The organism is Yersinia sp. 2541 StPb PI (genome assembly GCF_052217145.1).
GTDB classification, from domain to species: domain Bacteria; phylum Pseudomonadota; class Gammaproteobacteria; order Enterobacterales; family Enterobacteriaceae; genus Yersinia; species Yersinia enterocolitica_E.
Window position 1 is genome coordinate 3929428 of sequence record NZ_JAZGQB010000001.1, and the last position, 18235, is coordinate 3947662.

Sequence of the window (18235 nt, forward strand, 5' to 3'; positions counted from 1 at the left end):
TCATTCCTTTATTTATTGGAGAAATTTATTGTTTAACCACAATATTTTCTTGTGATGGATCAACATGTTGCATTTTCAATTTGTCAGTCGCGATACTTTCCACACGACTGTGGTCACCCAACGCATTCTCTTCCAGAATCAGGTTACGCCACTCGATATCGAGCGCGTCCCGCTCCAGCACCAACTGCTCACGCTCTGCGGTCAACAAGCGTGTACGGTGGGCGGTGGTTACCACGAAAACAGCAGATACCAACACCGCGATCAGTAAAATCAACGGGATCTTCGCATTGCGGATTAAATCACCGCCGATGACCCCAACTAAACCGTGGCGTTCGCTGCCTATCACTCTTTAATCCTCTCGGCAAAACGCAATACCGAGCTTCGTGCCCGTGGGTTTTCAGCCACTTCAGCATCTGGAGGCATCATCTTGCCAACCGATTTCAATGTGCGCCCACCCATGCTGCGCAACTGCGCTTCCGTCAATGGCAACCCCGCCGGCACCTGTGGTCCACGGCTGTGATGACGAATAAAGTTTTTAACAATGCGATCTTCAAGAGAGTGGAAGCTAATTACTGACAAACGGCCCGCAGGGGCCAGGACTTCAAGTGCGCCATCAAGTGCGCGCTCAATCTCTTCCAACTCACTATTGATATAGATACGAATAGCCTGGAAGCTACGGGTAGCAGGATGTTTGTGCTTTTCGCGAAATGGGCTGGCGTTGGCAATCAAATCCGCCAGCTCTTTGGTACGAGTCATCGGTTGAGTAAGGTTGCGCTCAACAATGGCTTTGGCCAGACGCTTGGCAAAACGCTCTTCACCAAAGGTTTTCAGCACCCACGCGATATCATCAGCGCTGGCTTTCATCAACCATTCAGCAGCTGATAATCCACGGGAGGGGTCCATGCGCATATCCAACGGCCCGTCACGCATGAAAGAGAAACCACGCTCAGGGTCATCCAACTGTGGTGATGAAACCCCGAGATCCAGCAATACACCGTCAATCCGGCCCACTAAGTCCAGCTCTCGCACATAATGTGCTAACTCGGAAAAAGGACCGTGTACGATAGAGAAACGCGGATCTGTAATAGATTTTGCCGCTTCGATAGCTTGTGGGTCACGGTCAATTGCAATCAGACGCCCTTCTGGCCCAAGCTGGGACAGAATCAGACGCGAATGGCCACCACGGCCAAAAGTTCCGTCAATATAGATGCCGTTATCGCGGATGTTCAGGCCATTTACCGCCTCATCCAGCAATACGCTTGTATGCTTGTAGTTGTTATCTACAATTTTGTTGTTATCTACCATGCTTATAGCGATAAGTCCTGTAGCCGCTCAGACAATGGTTCCTGAGTGGACTGTTCTGCGTCGATGTCATCCTTGACTTGTTGATACCAGGTCTGTTCATCCCACAGTTCAAACTTGTTGAACTGCCCAACCAGCATCACTTCTTTATTCAGCCCGGCATGCTGTCGCAGTGTTCCTGCGATCAGTAAGCGCCCAGCACCATCCATCTGACATTCACTGGCGTGCCCTAACAGCAAACGCTGAACCCGACGTTCAGCCGGATTCATGCTCGACAGACGGGATAATTTTTGTTCAATGATTTCCCACTCAGGGAGTGGATAAAGCAACAGGCATGGTTGGTGAAGGTCTATGGTACAGACCATCTGGCCCTGCGATTCCTCATTCAGTAAATCCCGATAACGGGTAGGTACGGCAAGCCGCCCTTTACTGTCGAGGTTAACCATCGTTGCACCACGAAACATGACTGAGTTACCCCTTCATGACCCAATTCGCCACTTTACCCCACAAATCCCCACATTAAAGAGTTTACGGATGGTATGAAAACCTTGTCAAGCCAGAGCCGATGCGCTTTGACAATATTTATGGGCCGTTTTTGAGATATATCTCGTAGAAGGGGCTATTTTAGTGGTTGTAATAGAAATTAACGTCATGATAAACGGGCTATTTTTCCGCCAGTAATTCCAGCTACTTAAATAAATAATTAATTGTCGATTAATTGTCTCATTATTTCCTTCTGCAAGGAATGTCTCATTTTTAGTATGAAAATTGTACGGTCTAAAAATAAACAGCCTGAGCACAAAACCCGCTGCCGCTGGCGTCTCCTAAGGAAAAACAGCGGTAATCGACGGCAAAACCCACAGCAACACAATAATAACCTTGAGAACAACAAGTGTTACTGGCGCGACATTTTACTTCAATTAACCGACGGGGATTAATCTATTTTGAAATAAATTATTGGTGTCTATTTCCGAGCATCACTGAAATATGAATGCCTTCAGACAGATAAATCTTAAATTAGCAAAATTGAATGATTTAGTTTTTGTCTCACTCATTATTTTAAATTTGACTGACCTTTGCCGGCCCCCCTCTGCTGATAACGGAGAAACACAACTATCTGTTTTTAAAGTAAAACAAGATACCTTACCATTTAAAAAACCGCCAAAAGCTCAATTCCTCACAGTACAAAGTATAAAAATCAGCCAAATGTTAAAAATAAAAATTTTGAGCTGGTTATATTACAAACAATAGCACTGTAAACTACATCAAAAGCAAAAAAGCAATACAATCACCTGCCATTAAAATTATTAGCAATATATAAACCCTGCCAATAATCTCATCAATTGGCGATTTGGCAGATTTTTCCCCCAAGTAGGGAGTTAATGACAATGTTTTCAACTGGGTCCCGTCTGCGTAGTGCCGCAGCCGATACTTTTGCACTGGTAGTGTATTGTTTTGTCATCGGCATGATAATTGAAATCGTGATCTCGGGAATGACCTTCCAGCAGTCTCTTTCTTCTCGCCTGGTTTCAATACCGGTCAATATCCTTATTGCCTGGCCTTATGGGGTGTATCGGGATGCTTTTATCCGCTTTGCGCGTCATCATGCCGGCAAGTATTTTTGGGCAAGGAATCTGGCAGACTTACTGGCCTATGTCAGCTTCCAGTCTCCAGTTTATGCCATAATTTTGTGGTCGGTCGGGGCTGATTTAGAGCAAATCACTACAGCGGTTACCAGTAACGCGTTGGTTTCAATGGCGATGGGTGTGGCTTACGGCTATTTCCTGGAATATTGCCGTCGATTGTTCCGCGTGGCGGGCTATATTTGAATACCCGCCATCTTTCATGGTGCAGGTGTGTTGGCTGTGCTCACTACTCGGCCCATCCATGGGCCTCACCTCATTGAGGCCGCTGCCGCCTCCTGCACCATAAATCTATTGGGTATTAAGCGTCCTAACCGAAATGTTTATTACTCGGTTACTTGCGGCTCAAACTGCCACGGCGGAACAAATTGCGGCGAATACGGGTTAAACCCGGTTTCGGTTTATGCGGTTCATCCAGACTGGCTAATACCAGCTCCAGTACGCGCTCGGCAACATCGCGATGACGCTGTGCCACCGCCAGTACTGGGCACTCAAGGAAGTCCAGCAACTCGTTATCACCAAAAGTAGCAATCGCCAGATTACTGGGTAAACGCCCACTTTGCTTTAAGGTAACATCCATAACGCCCTGTAGTAGCTGGAATGAGGTGGTAAACAACGCCTGTGGCATTGGGTGGGTCTTAAGCCACTGCGCAAACAGCACACCGGCAGCTTCGCGCTCGTAGCTATTGGCATACAGGTAATCGACTTTACGTGGATCATCTTTCCACGCCTCACGGAATCCCATCTCACGCAAGAAACTGACTGACAGTTCCGGCAGCGCGCCTAAATACAATACAGATTCCGCCGGGAAGGCACGCAGTTCTTGTGCCAACATCAGTGCATCTTCTTGATCCGCGCCGACGACGCTAATGAAATGCTCCCGATCTAGCGCCCGATCCAATGCAATTATTGGCAATGGATCATTAGCCCAGCGCTGGTAAAAAGGGTGCTCAGGGGGCAATGCGGTAGAAACGATAATGGCATCAACCTGACGCTGTAACAGGTGTTCGATACAACGCATCTCGTTATCTGGTTGATCTTCCGAGCAGGCTATCAACAGTTGATAACCGCGCTGGCGCGCCTGGCGTTCCAGATAATTTGCAATGCGGGTATAGCTGGTATTCTCAAGATCCGGGATCACCAAACCGATGGAGCGGGTTCTGCCCGCGCGCAATCCTGCTGCAACAGCATTTGGGTGATAGTTATGTTCCCTGACAACCGCCATAACTTTGTCTACTGTTTTATCGCTGACTCGGTACTGTTTCGCTTTGCCATTAATGACATAACTGGCCGTTGTACGCGAAACGCCCGCAAGACGCGCGATTTCATCCAGTTTCACATTAACCCCTTATAAACCCAATAAAGTGATGAAAGGCATGATGTCTGCCAGAGCTAAATATCCCAGAATTTCTCAATACGCCAATAAACCGCAGTGTTACAGGCTAAAACACACGATTTATAGACATAGTTTAACTACGGATATAGCACACTGTAGATCTAACCGCAGAACTCACTATTGAGCAACCGCTTTAACCGCCCTATAACGCTATCTCGGTTAAAAAATAAGAAAAAAAAAGCCCGACACACCTGCCGAGCCTGATTATTGGAGATTAGTCAGTGTTAATAAGTTTCATTAACGCATAATCTTGTCACCGCGTGACACACCAACAATGCCTGAGCGGGCAACTTCAACAATTTCTGCCACTTCCCGCACCGCATTGAGGAATGCATCCAGTTTATCACTGGTGCCCGCCAGTTGGACGGTGTAGAGCGTGGCGGTAACATCCACAATTTGCCCACGGAATATTTCCGCACATCGTTTCACTTCCTCACGCCCGTAACCACTGGCCTGCAACTTTACCAGCATAATCTCACGTTCAACATGCGAGCCAGAAACCAGCTCACTGACGCGCAGTACATCCACCAATTTATGTAGCTGTTTTTCTATCTGCTCCAGAACTTTGGCATCACCTACGGTCTGAATCGTCATGCGGGAAAGTGTAGGATCGTCGGTCGGCGCAACCGTTAAACTCTCAATGTTATAACCACGTTGAGAAAACAGGCCCACCACTCTTGAGAGGGCACCTGATTCGTTTTCCAGTAGAACTGATAAAATCCGGCGGCGCATAATTATGTCCTCTCCGTTTTGCTAAGCCACATTTCGTCCATGCCACCACCACGAATCTGCATCGGGTAAACATGCTCCGTTTCATCAACCGTCACATCTACAAATACCAAACGCTTGGTCTCGGATAATTGTGTCAGGGCATCAGCCAGTTTGCTTTCCAACTCATCCGGCGTGCGGATGGAAACACCAATATGACCATAGGCTTCAGCCAATTTGACGAAGTCAGGCAGCGAATCCATATAAGACTGTGAGTGGCGGCCAGAGTAGATCATATCCTGCCACTGTTTCACCATGCCGAGATAGCGGTTGTTCAGGTTCAGCACGAGCACTGGCAAGTTATATTGCAGTGCAGTAGATAACTCCTGAATATTCATCTGGATGCTACCATCACCGGTAACGCAAACTACCGTTTCGTCTGGTAACGCCAGTTTAACGCCAAGCGCTGCCGGCAGGCCAAAGCCCATCGTCCCAAGGCCTCCTGAGTTAATCCAACGGCGTGGTTTATCAAACGGATAATAAAGTGCGGCGAACATCTGGTGTTGACCGACATCAGAGGTGACATAAGCATCACCGCTGGTGAGGCGATGTAGGGTTTCGATCACTGCCTGCGGCTTGATTTTTCCACTGTCTTTGTTGTAACTCAGACAATTACGGGCACGCCATTGTTCGATGGATTGCCACCAATCACGTAAACTATCGCAATCTTGTGTGCAATCAATCTGAGACAGCAGCTCCAGCATCTGTACCAAGACTTGTTTGGCATCACCAACAATCGGAATATCGGCATTTACGGTTTTCGAAATTGAAGTCGGGTCGATATCAATGTGTACCACAGTGGCATTCGGACAGTATTTCGCCAGATTATTGGTGGTTCGGTCATCAAAGCGCACGCCAACGGCAAAAATCAGATCCGTATTGTGCATCGCCATATTGGCTTCGAATGTCCCGTGCATCCCCAACATACCCACGCTTTGGCGATGAGTGCCCGGGAAGCTCCCCAGCCCCATCAAAGAGCTGGTCACCGGCAAATTCAGTTGCTCAGCAAGAGCTAGCAGCTCTTCGTGGCAGGCAGAATTAATCGCCCCACCGCCGACATACATGATGGGTTTTTTAGCCGTCAGAATAGTTTGCAGCGCGCGTTTAATCTGCCCACGATGGCCTTGTACCGTGGGGTTATAAGAGCGCAAGCTAACCTGATCCGGGTAGGCGTAAGGCATTTTTACCGCAGGGCCAACGATATCTTTTGGCAAATCGATAACGACCGGACCTGGGCGGCCAGTCGATGCCAGATAGAAGGCTTTTTTCAGTACCATTGGAATATCTTCAGTGCGCTTCACCAGAAAACTGTGTTTCACCACTGGGCGGGAGATCCCCACCATGTCACATTCCTGAAAAGCATCGTAACCTATCAATGAGCTAGGTACCTGACCGGAAAGCACCACCATCGGTACAGAATCCATATACGCGGTAGCAATACCGGTAATGGCATTGGTCGCCCCAGGGCCGGAAGTGACTAGCACCACGCCAACCTCACCGGTTGCCCGAGCATAACCATCGGCCATGTGAACCGCGCCTTGTTCATGGCGTACCAGCACGTGATCGATGCCGCCGACCGTATGCAGGGCATCGTAGATATCAAGTACGGCCCCGCCGGGATAACCGAATACATGCTTCACGCCCTGGTCGATTAACGACCGGACAACCATCTCGGCTCCTGACAACATCTCCATGGGTTTTGCCTCCAGGCTTTGTTTGCTCATTGGATAACGGGAAGTCATTTCCACGGGATCCTGTAGGAAAGGCACTACGCCCTGATTCCTATATTTATTATTTTTAACGTAACCAACTTATTAACATAACGTCAGATTTTCTGGCAGGCAAATGGCAATTCGCTGCGCTAAAGACAATTCTGTTGGTCGTGCTCTGTTTTTGCTTACATTCCAAACATAAAACACTGCCTGTTAAGGAGTGACCTTAGTTTAAACACCGCCAAGATGACCAATCATAGAACTTAATTAGGCTGATAATTTTTATGCATCGGAGGAAGAAAAACAGGGGGCGATACCGAGCCAGGTGGCGAAAGTGCTGAACGTTCAGAAAAACAGCGGCTGCCTGTTAACAACAGACAGCAACGTAATAACACTATCGATTAATCACGGTACATCGAATCAATTTCATTCTGATAACGCTGGAGAATGATTTTGCGACGCAATTTCATCGTCGGTGTCAGTTCACCGGTTTCCATGGTGAATGCCTGTGGTAACAACGTAAAGCGCTTAACCTGCTCGAACATCGCCAACTCTTTTTGCATATCTTTCAGTCTTTGTTCAAACAAACCGACAATATGGCTATGGCGTAACAACTCTAACCGGTCATGGTATTTCAGGTTTATCGAACGGGCATACTCTTCAAGTGATTCAAAACAGGGCACAATCAGCGCTGAGACAAATTTGCGCGTATCGGCAATAATCGCGACCTGCTCAATGAAACGATCCTGACCGAGTGTGCCCTCAATCATTTGCGGCGCAATGTATTTGCCGCCGGAGGTTTTCATCAAATCTTTCAGCCGTTCGGTGATAAACAAATTACCCTGAGCATCCAACGCCCCGGCATCCCCCGTTTTGAGCCAACCATCTTCGGTGAACGACTCTGCCGTCTGTTGCGGTTTATTAAAGTAACCACGCATCACAATCGGGCCACGTACCTGAATTTCATTCTCTGCGCCCAAACGCACATCAATCCCCGGTAATGGCTTACCGATAGAGCCGAACCGGAAGTCGTGCTCTTCCCAACAAGAGACGGTGGCACAGGTTTCGGTCATGCCATAGCCGTACTTAATGTTGATACCGATGGACTGGAAAAACAGGATGATATTGTCATCTAACCGAGCACCGGCGGCCGGTAAAAAGCGCACTCTACCCCCCAACACCCCTCGCAATTTCCTCAACACCAGACGATCCGCCAACTGGTACATCTGTTCGGATAGCAATGATAATGTTTCCCCACGTTGCAGGCTTTGGAATTTGCGCTCACCCCGACCTACCGCCCAGCGAAACAATAGCCGGCGATGCCATTTTGCCAGAGCAACTTTGTCATTGATGGCACTGAATACCTTCTCGTAAAAACGAGGGACGGCACACATCACTGTCGGCTTTACTGCCTGCATTGCCGAGCGCACCCAATCAGTGTCGCTGATATAGACATTTTGCGCGCCGGTATGCATTACATAGAAGCTCCACGCCCGCTCAAACACATGGGATAACGGCAGGAAACTAAGAGAGACATCCTCTGCTGTCAGGGTTAAGCGCTGATCGTGCAAATAAAGCTGGGCTGCCATATTACGGTAATCCAGCATCACACCTTTAGGTTCACCCGTGGTACCCGAGGTATAAATCAGTGTGAATAAATCATTTAAGTCGCAACTATCTATACGTGTAGTGAGTAGGTGCTGTTGGACCGCATCAGGTTGTTGCTCAAAATCAGCTAAGTGTTGGGCATATTCACAACCGCGCAAATCGACTGCGGGGTTTAATACAATAATTTGGGCAAGTTGCGGGCACAATGGCTTTAGTGTTGCAGCAACATCAAATTGTGTCTGTCCACCGACAAATAAAATACGCACATCGGCATCATTGAGCACATAAGCGGCCTGAGTGCTGGTATTGGTGGCATACAGTGGGACGCTGACGCCACGCAACTGTAAAATAGCTAAATCCGCCAACGACCAAGTCATACTGTTGTTGGCAAAAATCCCAATACGCTCCTGAATGGCAACCCCGAGGGATAACAAAGCTGCTGAAATCCGGGTGACATGCGTGTCAACCTGCTGCCAGCTTAGTTGTTTTTTACCCTCGGGTGACCATTCACGCAAAGCTATCTGGTCAGCACGGTGGCTGATTTGTTGGCGCAGACGGCGCACAAGGTGGTATTGCTCTAATGTGTGGGTCATAACATCGCCGCTCGCTATATACTTGCTGTCTTCCAAGTTGCTACTGTGTGATGGCGGGTGCTCATCCAAATCACATGACGGAGTCCGTTCATTGGGAGCCTTTCATTTACCGCCTTGCTACACCTTGAAATCTATTGGGTATTGATTATTCATTAAAGTGTACTGTAACTTACCACTAATTGGCATTCAGCTTACATGTGTTCACTTTTTTTCGCGCAGTCTACCTGCTCTATTGGCTATGGCAAACAAAATTCAGAGTAGAAGTGTGAGCTGAAATTGACTTTGATGAAAAAGAGAGCGTTTAGAACCATAAGAGTGAGGGGTAAACACGTCAATAACGTTGTATTGAACTGACCAATGGCTGGAAACAAAACATGTTTTAATTTAGTTGTTACCTTTACCTGCCACTGAAAATAATATGATTCCAGCAGCAGGGGTTAATAAAAGTAATTACTCAGGAGTATCCAATTGGCTGAGTAACTCTTTCATCCACTGATGGCCTTTATCTCTATCAGTAGATTCGTGCCACGTGAGATAACATGGGCGGCATGTTTCCTTCCAAGGTAAAGAGATAAGTTTCAGATTAAGTGCTTCACTGTATGTTTGAACAAGCCAGCGAGGAGCAATCGCCACAAAGCAAGTTTGGGATACAATATTAAGCACACTATTCATATCGGTACTTTCATATACAATAGTTTGAGCACTTATCTCTGATTCATAATAATGCTCACTGAAAGAACCTACTTTATCCAATGACACTACCGCGTGTGACTCTGAAAGGAGCTGTTCTTGCGTAATTGAATTATCAATACGGGGGTGATTTTTTGAGACCGCCAAAACGGACTCATCATTAGATATTGATAAGTAATGGAAGTCTGGGCGCTCAAACTTGGTATAACCTATCACAAACTCGGTCTCTTGATAACGTAACTGATGCTCAATATTATCATTCAAATAGGATTTGATAATGAGTTGAACATTAGGCGCTAATTGCTTAACACTTTCTATTATTTGTGCCGTCAATCTAATATCTAACGGGCTACAAATAGATAGATTAAAGATTCGCCCACTCTTTTTGGCTTCAAAGCCCGCACCGGGTAACTCATTTTGAACTAATTGCAGAGCTTGTCTAACCGGGCCAAACAATTGACGAGCCCTGGCGGTAGGCTGGATACCACGGCCATAACGAACAAACAGCTCATCATTAAACATCACTTTCAAGCGAGCGACTGCGTTACTCACCGCAGGCTGGGACATCCCCAGTGACTGGGCTGCACGTGTTACATTATGCATTTGCATCACCGCATCAAAAACCGTTAATAAATTGAGATCGACACTTCTTAAGTGAACATCACTACCTTCTTTTTTAGTTACTTGGTCGTCGGCTACTAAGTTGTGTTCAAGCATGCTTAACTCCACTGATCTTTATGCAGATGACATGATTAATAGAAGAATCCTGCTGATACTTTTACATACCTCAAAATATCTTTATTCTCTTACTATTAACGATGCCAATGTTCTCATCATTACTCTTGTCAGGTAAAATGAGTCTCATCCTTGTATAAATGCAAAAGTATTAATTCCCTCCCTACCTTTCAGTCAATAACGCCCATAGATAAGTGCGTGAACAAGATATTCACATAAAGTATCTTATATATGCTCATACAGTAATTTACATCAGGAATATCAAACCATTAAATTATAAGCACCAGTAATAAAATCAACAAGATGATCACATCACAAAATGGGATAGTTGACAACTATGCCATTAATAAATAATAAATTCATCAATTGAAACTTATTAGTTCTTATTTATTAGTATGAATATATTAAATAGTGGATTAGATCTAACCACACTTAAGTATGAATTCACGCCATATTCATAACATCTAAAGCCAATAAATAATAGCATTTATTAGAGTGATGAATATTTATATTCAACAAATATATAATAGGAAGATAATAAGGCTTATTGTGAATTTATAATTATGGATTACTCTTACTTACCTCATTCCATCTCTGGGAGACTTAAATATAACGTCCCAAAACTGATGTTCACCTCTCTAGCTAGAGAATTTATGATCCAAATATCAAAAAAGCACAATAATCCATATTATTAAGACTATGCCAAATAAAACAAAATCATCAGCATCTATTTTTAGATTAAAAATCCTATATTTTTAATTTTTAGGTTTTTTGTGTCGTTATAAGGAATTGATAACCCGTGCAACCAGTTGAACTGGCCATTTTAAACAAAAGTTGACATGACCACAAAATTCACGTATCAATTTAGGCAACGCACTATTTTAACCCATGAGAAACTGAAAAATTATGTTCTACTCAACCCGCCTACTAAGCCTACTACTTAACGCATCTCACTTGCGCGGTATGTTGGTGGACGGAAATCAGAACTGATTCAGTCATCAAGATTAACAAGCCCGCGCAAATGCGCGGGTTTTTTTTTACCCGCTAAGCGCAAATGTAAACACGACAAGGAACAACCCATGAGCCAACAAGTCATTATTTTCGATACAACATTGCGCGACGGTGAACAAGCATTGCAAGCCAGCCTGAGTGTTAAAGAGAAGCTGCAAATCGCGCTTGCACTGGAAAGAATGGGTGTCGATGTAATGGAAGTCGGTTTCCCGGTTTCCTCCCCTGGCGATTTTGAGTCAGTGCGCACCATCGCTCAGCAAGTCAAAAACAGCCGCGTGTGTGCTCTGGCTCGCTGTGTAGACAAAGATATTGATGTCGCCGCCGAAGCTTTACGTATTGCTGAAGCCTTCCGTATTCATGTGTTCTTGGCGACATCCACCTTACATATCGAATCCAAATTAAAGCGCTCATTTGATGATGTGTTGGCGATGGCAGTGCACTCGGTGAAACGCGCTCGCAACTATACCAATGATGTTGAATTCTCTTGTGAAGATGCTGGCCGTACCCCTATTGATAACCTGTGCCGCATCGTAGAAGCTGCGATTAATGCCGGCGCGACTACCATCAATATCCCTGATACTGTCGGTTACACCACTCCTTATCAATTCGGCGGAATTATCACCGACTTGTATGAGCGGGTGCCAAATATTGATAAAGCCATTATCTCGGTGCATTGCCATGACGATTTGGGCATGTCCGTTGCCAACTCCATCACCGCAGTACAAGCCGGTGCGCGTCAGGTAGAAGGCACGATTAATGGTTTGGGCGAACGCGCCGGTAACTGTTCACTGGAAGAAGTGATCATGGCTATCAAAGTGCGTGAAAAGATGTTGGGCGTGCATACCAATATCAATCATCAAGAGATTTACCGCACCAGCCAGTTGGTCAGTAAGTTATGCAACATGCCAATACCCGCTAACAAAGCCATTGTCGGCAGTAATGCTTTCGCTCACTCATCCGGTATTCATCAGGATGGCGTGCTGAAAAATCGTGAAAACTACGAAATCATGACACCACAATCCATTGGCTTGAAAGAAGTGCAGTTGAACCTGACCTCCCGTTCTGGTCGCGCGGCGGTCAAACACCGTATGGAAGAGATGGGTTATCAGGATAAAGATTACAATTTGGACTCTTTGTACGACGCATTCCTGAAGCTGGCAGATAAAAAGGGCCAGGTATTTGATTACGATTTAGAAGCGTTAGCCTTCATTAATAAACAACAGGAAGAGCCGGAACACTACCGTTTAGACTATTTCAGCGTGCAGTCGGGTTCCAGCGTAATGGCAACAGCATCCGTGAAATTGGTCTGTGGCGAAGACATTAAATCAGAAGCGGCCACAGGTAATGGCCCGGTTGATGCGGTGTATCAGGCCATCAATCGCATTACCGGTTATGAAATTGAACTGGTGAAATATCAACTGTCTGCCAACGGTCAGGGTAAAGACGCATTGGGTCAGGTTGATATCGTGGTTGATCATAAGGGCCGCCGCTTCCACGGCGTGGGTCTGGCAACAGATATTGTCGAGTCATCCGCTAAAGCGTTGGTTCACGTATTAAATAACATCTGGCGCGCTCATCAGGTAGAGATTGAGAAGCAGCGCTTGCAACAAAATAATCAGGAAATGGTGTGAACATGACTAAGACTTATCATATTGCCGTTTTGCCCGGAGACGGTATTGGCCCTGAAGTAATGGCTCAGGCAAATAAAGTATTGGATGCGGTGCGTCAACGTTTCGGCATCAAGATTTCAACTAGCGTTTATGATGTAGGTGGTGCAGCCATCGACCGTCACGGCAGCCCGTTACCGGCAGCGACAGTCAGCGGATGTGAGCAGGCTGATGCTATCTTGTTTGGCTCGGTAGGCGGCCCGAAATGGGAACATTTGCCACCGGCTGAACAACCCGAGCGTGGTGCGTTGTTGCCTTTGCGCAAGCACTTCAAATTATTCAGCAACTTGCGCCCGGCGCGGTTGTATCAAGGGTTAGAAGACTTCTGCCCATTGCGCAGCGATATTGCTGCCAAAGGTTTTGATATTCTGTGTGTGCGTGAATTAACCGGCGGTATCTACTTCGGCCAACCCAAAGGCCGTGAAGGCCAAGGCCAGCACGAGCGTGCTTTTGATACCGAAGTTTATCATCGCTTTGAGATTGAACGTATTGCCCGTATTGCCTTTGAATCTGCGCGTAAACGTCGTGGCAAAGTTACTTCTATTGATAAAGCCAATGTGTTGCAAAGCTCTATTCTGTGGCGTGAAGTGGTAACTGCCATTGCGGCCGATTACCCAGATGTTGCGTTGTCCCATATGTATATCGATAACGCCACCATGCAGTTGATCAAAGACCCTGCCCAGTTTGATGTATTGCTGTGTTCTAACTTGTTTGGCGATATTTTGTCTGATGAGTGCGCCATGATAACGGGTTCAATGGGGATGTTGCCGTCGGCCAGCCTGAACGAACAAGGTTTCGGTTTATACGAACCCGCAGGTGGCTCCGCACCCGATATCGCGGGCAAAAATATCGCCAACCCAATTGCCCAGATTTTGTCATTAACTCTGCTGTTGCGTTTCAGTTTAGGTAAAGACGATGCCGCCGATGCTATTGAGCATGCGATCAATCAGGCATTGGAACAAGGCTATCGCACGGCTGATTTGGCAGGCGAAGGTAAAGCCATCGGTACCAACGAAATGGGCGATATTATCGCTAAATTCGTGATGGAGGGGGTGTAAAATGGGCAAAACGTTATATCAAAACAAGACCTTATATCAAAAATTGTACGATGCGCACATCGTTTACGAAGCGCCAAATGAAACCCCATTGTTGTACATCGACCGCCATCTGGTGCATGAAGTTACTTCGCCGCAAGCCTTTGATGGTTTGCGCGCCATGGGTCGTCCGGTGCGTCAGCCGGGTAAAACCTTTGCCACGATGGACCACAACGTTTCAACCCAGACCAAAGATATCAATGCCAGCGGCGAAATGGCGCGGATCCAGATGCAGGAACTGATTAAGAACTGTGCTGAGTTCGGTGTCTCTTTATATGACCTGAATCATCCGTTCCAAGGCATCGTCCATGTGATTGGCCCTGAACAAGGTATGACTTTACCGGGCATGACTATCGTCTGTGGTGACTCACACACGGCGACCCATGGTGCATTCGGCTCATTGGCCTTCGGTATCGGCACTTCAGAAGTTGAGCATGTGCTGGCAACCCAGACCCTGAAACAGGGCCGTGCCAAAACCATGAAAATCGAAGTTAACGGTACTGTTGGTGCAGGGATTACCGCCAAAGACATCGTCTTGGCGATTATCGGCAAAACCGGCAGCGCGGGCGGCACCGGCCATGTTGTGGAGTTCTGTGGCAGCGCGATTGCAGCGCTGAGCATGGAAGGCCGGATGACATTATGTAATATGGCGATCGAGATGGGTGCTAAAGCCGGTTTAGTCGCCCCGGATGACACCACTTTCGACTACCTGAAAGGTCGTCAGTTCGCCCCAACTGGCGAGCAGTGGGAACAAGGCGTGGCCTATTGGCGCAGCTTGAAATCTGATGCTGATGCTAAATTTGACACTATCGTCACCCTGGATGCCGCCGACATCGCGCCACAAGTCACTTGGGGCACCAACCCGGGCCAGGTTATTGCGGTTAATGACATGATTCCTGCGCCTGAGTCCTTCAGTGATCCCGTTGAACGTGCCTCGGCGGAAAAAGCGTTGGCATATATGGATTTGCGCCCCGGCATTAAGTTGACCGAGGTAGCCATTGATAAAGTCTTTATCGGTTCCTGCACTAACTCACGCATTGAAGATTTGCGTGCCGCAGCAGCGGTGGCGCAAGGTCGTAAAGTCGCGACTGGCGTGCAAGCTATTGTGGTACCCGGCTCAGGCCCGGTAAAAGCGCAGGCAGAAGCGGAAGGTTTGGATAAGATCTTTATCGAGGCCGGTTTTGAGTGGCGTTTGCCTGGTTGTTCCATGTGTTTGGCGATGAACAACGACCGTCTGGAACCCGGAGAGCGTTGTGCCTCCACCAGCAACCGTAACTTTGAAGGCCGTCAGGGCCGTGGTGGCCGCACACATTTGGTTAGCCCGGCAATGGCCGCCGCCGCCGCTGTCAGTGGTCATTTTGCTGATGTTCGCGACTTAGAAGCCGCCACCCACTAACCGGAGACACCATTATGGCTAAATTTACTCAACACACGGGTTTGGTTGCTCCGTTGGATGCGGCAAACGTCGATACCGACGCGATTATCCCAAAACAATTTTTACAAAAAGTGACGCGCACTGGCTTTGGCCAACACTTGTTTAACGATTGGCGTTTTCTCGACGACGCAGGCAAAGTGCCAAACCCTGAATTTGTGCTGAACCAACCCCGCTATCTGGGTGCAACCATTTTGTTAGCGCGTGAGAATTTCGGTTGTGGCTCCTCACGGGAACACGCGCCGTGGGCATTGACCGACTTCGGTTTCAAAGTGGTTATTGCCCCTAGTTTCGCTGATATATTTTACGGTAACTCGTTTAATAACCAATTATTACCAGTGACCTTAAGCGAAGCAGATATCGATACCTTATTCCAATTGGTTAACGATAATGAAGGCATCGAGTTTATTGTTGATTTGGAACAGCAAACAGTGAATGCCGGTGGCAATAGTTATTCTTTTGAAATAGACAGCTTCCGCCGCCATTGTATGATTAATGGTTTGGACAGTATTGGCCTGACGTTGCAGCATGAAAGTAATATTTCTGCATATGAAAAACAGCAACCAGCATTTTTACGTTAATTTATTTTAAGTTCATTTTGTGAGTATATTGTTGGTGTCAGGTAAGCCCTGACCCAACAATTCAAAATAGATAAAAATCCCATTTTAAAACGCACCCTTCCTTTTTTCATTATTCACAAAAACAAATCCCATATCAATCAATATGTTACATGATATATTCTCAAGTCATTATTTTAACTAGATATTAATTATTCTGATATTGATTTATTTGATTATATTTTGTGCTGGCGGTCACTTTTTATTTTTTCAACCAAGGTATGCTATTATTCACCATCCACACCTAGAGGGCGCCTTATGATACGCATTATACTGCGTTACGAAGCACGCATCTCCGGCGATAGCCGAGCCTGGTTTAATATAGATTACCGCCTCGCCAACGATTTCCCGCGTTAACTCCCCCATTGCTTATTCAGCTTAGGCTGAAAAAACTCATCTCTTTATTTTGTTGCCGTCATTGGTAATGCGAATGGCTATTTTCACTCGCCAAAATATGACTGCATTTTAAATATTAATAATAAAAATACCCAAAATGATTGGCGTTGCAGAGACGTTAGCTGCGACTTCAAGTTCCAAGGGTATTTGGAGTCATAAGCCATGAAACGTATCCCAGAGCCCTTCCGTATTAAAATGGTTGAAAATATTCGGATGACCAATCGGGAAGATCGTGAGAAAGCATTAATCGAGGCAGGCTATAACCCATTCTTACTGCCGAGTGAAGATGTCTATATTGATTTGCTCACCGACTCTGGCACCGGTGCGATGAGTGACCGCCAATGGGCCGGATTAATGATGGGCGATGAGGCCTATGCCGGTTCGCGTAACTACTATCACTTGTGTGACCAAGTGAAGAAACTGATTGGCTATCCATTTACTATCCCAACCCATCAGGGGCGTGGCGCGGAGCAAATATTATTCCCTTGCCTGATTGCGAAAAAACAAAAAACCGGTGGTGGCAAGAAACCGGTCTTTATTTCCAACTTCCACTTTGATACCACTGCCGCCCATGTTGAGATGAACGGCGCGAAGGCAATTAACGTAGTCACGCCGAAAGCCTTTGATACCGTTACGTATTATGACTGGAAAGGGGATTTCGATTTAGATCAGTTAAAGGCAACCATCGCTGAACATGGTGCAGAAAACGTAATTTCTATTATTACCACCGTGACCTGTAATAGCTCCGGCGGCCAACCTATTTCCATGAGCAATATGCGTGAAGTGTATCGCATCGCTCAGCAGCACAATATTCCAGTAGTGATCGACTCGGCTCGCTTCTGTGAGAATGCCTGGTTTATCAAACAAAGAGAGCCGGGTTACGCAGATAAGTCGGTCAAAGAGATCATTCTGGAGATGTACCAATATGGTGATATGTTAACCATGTCTGCCAAAAAAGATCCCATGGTGAATATTGGCGGGCTGTGTTGTTTCCGTACCGATGAACACCTGTTTGACGATGTTCGCATCCGTTGTGTGCCAATGGAAGGGTTTGTCACCTATGGCGGTTTAGCCGGCCGTGATATGGAAGCGCTAGCTATCGGGCTGGAAGAAGGGATGAACGAGGACTTCCTGAAGTACCGCATCGGACAAGTCGAATATTTGGGTGAACACCTGCGGGCGGGCGGGATTCCAATTCAGTATCCTACCGGCGGCCACGCGGTATTTGTCGATGCCAAGATTCTGCTGCCACATATTCCGGCGGAGCAATTCCCAGCCCAAGCCTTAAATAACGCACTGTATCTGGAGGCGGGTATCCGCAGTGTGGAAATTGGCTCGCTACTGTTGGGACGAGATCCAGAAACGGGTAAACAAAAACCGTCACCGCTGGAACTGCTGCGTCTGACTATCCCGCGCCGGGTCTACACCAACGACCATATGGATTACATCGCTGATGCCCTGATCTCGCTCAAGTCACGCGCTCATGATATCAAAGGCTTAACCTTTACCTACGAACCCCCGGTTCTGCGCCACTTTGTTGCGCGATTAAAACCGGTCGAATAAAGCGCGAC

16 protein-coding genes are annotated in these 18235 nt (G+C 46.8%); 8 read left to right on the forward strand and 8 right to left on the reverse strand.

All coding sequences use genetic code 11. The features are described 5' to 3' along the window. Positions 1-25 precede the first annotated feature (25 nt). Genes ftsL through mraZ form a run of 3 tightly spaced genes read right to left on the reverse strand, consistent with a single transcriptional unit; the run spans position 26 to position 1766 of the window. Positions 26-346 carry a cell division protein FtsL gene (gene ftsL / locus V1953_RS17655; RefSeq protein ID WP_083160535.1) on the reverse strand — a complete coding sequence of 107 codons (321 nt, stop codon included), beginning with the start codon at positions 344-346 and terminating at the stop codon, positions 26-28. Then, a complete protein-coding gene (gene rsmH, locus V1953_RS17660; protein ID WP_083160537.1) occupies positions 343-1305 on the reverse strand; it encodes a 16S rRNA (cytosine(1402)-N(4))-methyltransferase RsmH in 963 nt (320 codons plus the stop codon). Before rsmH ends, ftsL begins: the two co-directional genes overlap by 4 nt. Positions 1306-1307: 2 nt before the next feature. Further along, complete coding sequence (gene mraZ / locus V1953_RS17665; RefSeq protein ID WP_004875568.1) at positions 1308-1766, reverse strand: division/cell wall cluster transcriptional repressor MraZ; 459 nt, start codon at positions 1764-1766, stop codon at positions 1308-1310. A gap of 523 nt (positions 1767-2289) precedes the next feature. Here mraZ and V1953_RS17670 point away from each other — a divergent pair. Next, complete coding sequence (locus tag V1953_RS17670; protein WP_083160539.1) at positions 2290-2553, forward strand: hypothetical protein; 264 nt, start codon at positions 2290-2292, stop codon at positions 2551-2553. 137 nt (positions 2554-2690) lie between these two features. Beyond that, complete coding sequence (locus V1953_RS17675) at positions 2691-3131, forward strand: L-alanine exporter AlaE (protein WP_193784727.1); 441 nt, start codon at positions 2691-2693, stop codon at positions 3129-3131. A 148-nt stretch (positions 3132-3279) separates the two neighbouring features. On the opposite strand, the gene cra is transcribed toward V1953_RS17675, so the two are convergent. The 5 genes from cra to leuO all read right to left on the reverse strand — a co-directional run bounded on the left by cra (position 3280) and on the right by leuO (position 10429). Then, a complete protein-coding gene (gene cra / locus V1953_RS17680) occupies positions 3280-4284 on the reverse strand; it encodes a catabolite repressor/activator (protein WP_005181395.1) in 1005 nt (334 codons plus the stop codon). A 294-nt stretch (positions 4285-4578) separates the two neighbouring features. Beyond that, positions 4579-5073 carry an acetolactate synthase small subunit gene (gene ilvN / locus V1953_RS17685; RefSeq protein ID WP_004388986.1) on the reverse strand — a complete coding sequence of 165 codons (495 nt, stop codon included), beginning with the start codon at positions 5071-5073 and terminating at the stop codon, positions 4579-4581. Positions 5074-5075: 2 nt separating this feature from the next. Next, complete coding sequence (gene ilvI / locus V1953_RS17690; protein ID WP_083163874.1) at positions 5076-6803, reverse strand: acetolactate synthase 3 large subunit; 1728 nt, start codon at positions 6801-6803, stop codon at positions 5076-5078. A 419-nt stretch (positions 6804-7222) separates the two neighbouring features. Then, the gene (locus V1953_RS17695) at positions 7223-9022 is read right to left on the reverse strand and encodes an AMP-dependent synthetase/ligase (RefSeq protein WP_442851167.1); all 1800 of its coding nucleotides are present in this window, start codon (positions 9020-9022) and stop codon (positions 7223-7225) included. 450 nt (positions 9023-9472) lie between these two features. Then, the gene (leuO, locus tag V1953_RS17700) at positions 9473-10429 is read right to left on the reverse strand and encodes a transcriptional regulator LeuO (RefSeq protein WP_083160545.1); all 957 of its coding nucleotides are present in this window, start codon (positions 10427-10429) and stop codon (positions 9473-9475) included. A 1097-nt stretch (positions 10430-11526) separates the two neighbouring features. On the opposite strand from leuO, the gene leuA reads away from it, so the two are divergent. From leuA to tnaA, 6 genes are all read left to right on the forward strand, one after another. Further along, on the forward strand, positions 11527-13089 hold the full coding sequence (leuA, locus tag V1953_RS17705) for a 2-isopropylmalate synthase (RefSeq protein ID WP_372557997.1): 1563 nt from the start codon (positions 11527-11529) through the stop codon (positions 13087-13089). A gap of 2 nt (positions 13090-13091) precedes the next feature. Beyond that, positions 13092-14183: a 3-isopropylmalate dehydrogenase gene (gene leuB / locus V1953_RS17710; protein WP_420073873.1), complete on the forward strand. Its 1092-nt coding sequence runs from the start codon at positions 13092-13094 to the stop codon at positions 14181-14183. Between the two features lies 1 nt (position 14184). Further along, the gene (gene leuC / locus V1953_RS17715) at positions 14185-15615 is read left to right on the forward strand and encodes a 3-isopropylmalate dehydratase large subunit (RefSeq protein ID WP_442848133.1); all 1431 of its coding nucleotides are present in this window, start codon (positions 14185-14187) and stop codon (positions 15613-15615) included. 14 nt (positions 15616-15629) lie between these two features. After that, positions 15630-16232, forward strand: coding sequence for a 3-isopropylmalate dehydratase small subunit (gene leuD, locus V1953_RS17720; protein WP_083160554.1), 603 nt, complete (start codon positions 15630-15632; stop codon positions 16230-16232). A gap of 294 nt (positions 16233-16526) precedes the next feature. Further along, positions 16527-16625, forward strand: coding sequence for a tryptophanase leader peptide (tnaC, locus tag V1953_RS17725; protein ID WP_083160556.1), 99 nt, complete (start codon positions 16527-16529; stop codon positions 16623-16625). A gap of 201 nt (positions 16626-16826) precedes the next feature. Further along, on the forward strand, positions 16827-18227 hold the full coding sequence (gene tnaA, locus V1953_RS17730) for a tryptophanase (RefSeq protein ID WP_442851168.1): 1401 nt from the start codon (positions 16827-16829) through the stop codon (positions 18225-18227). The last annotated feature ends 8 nt before the right edge of the window (positions 18228-18235 follow it).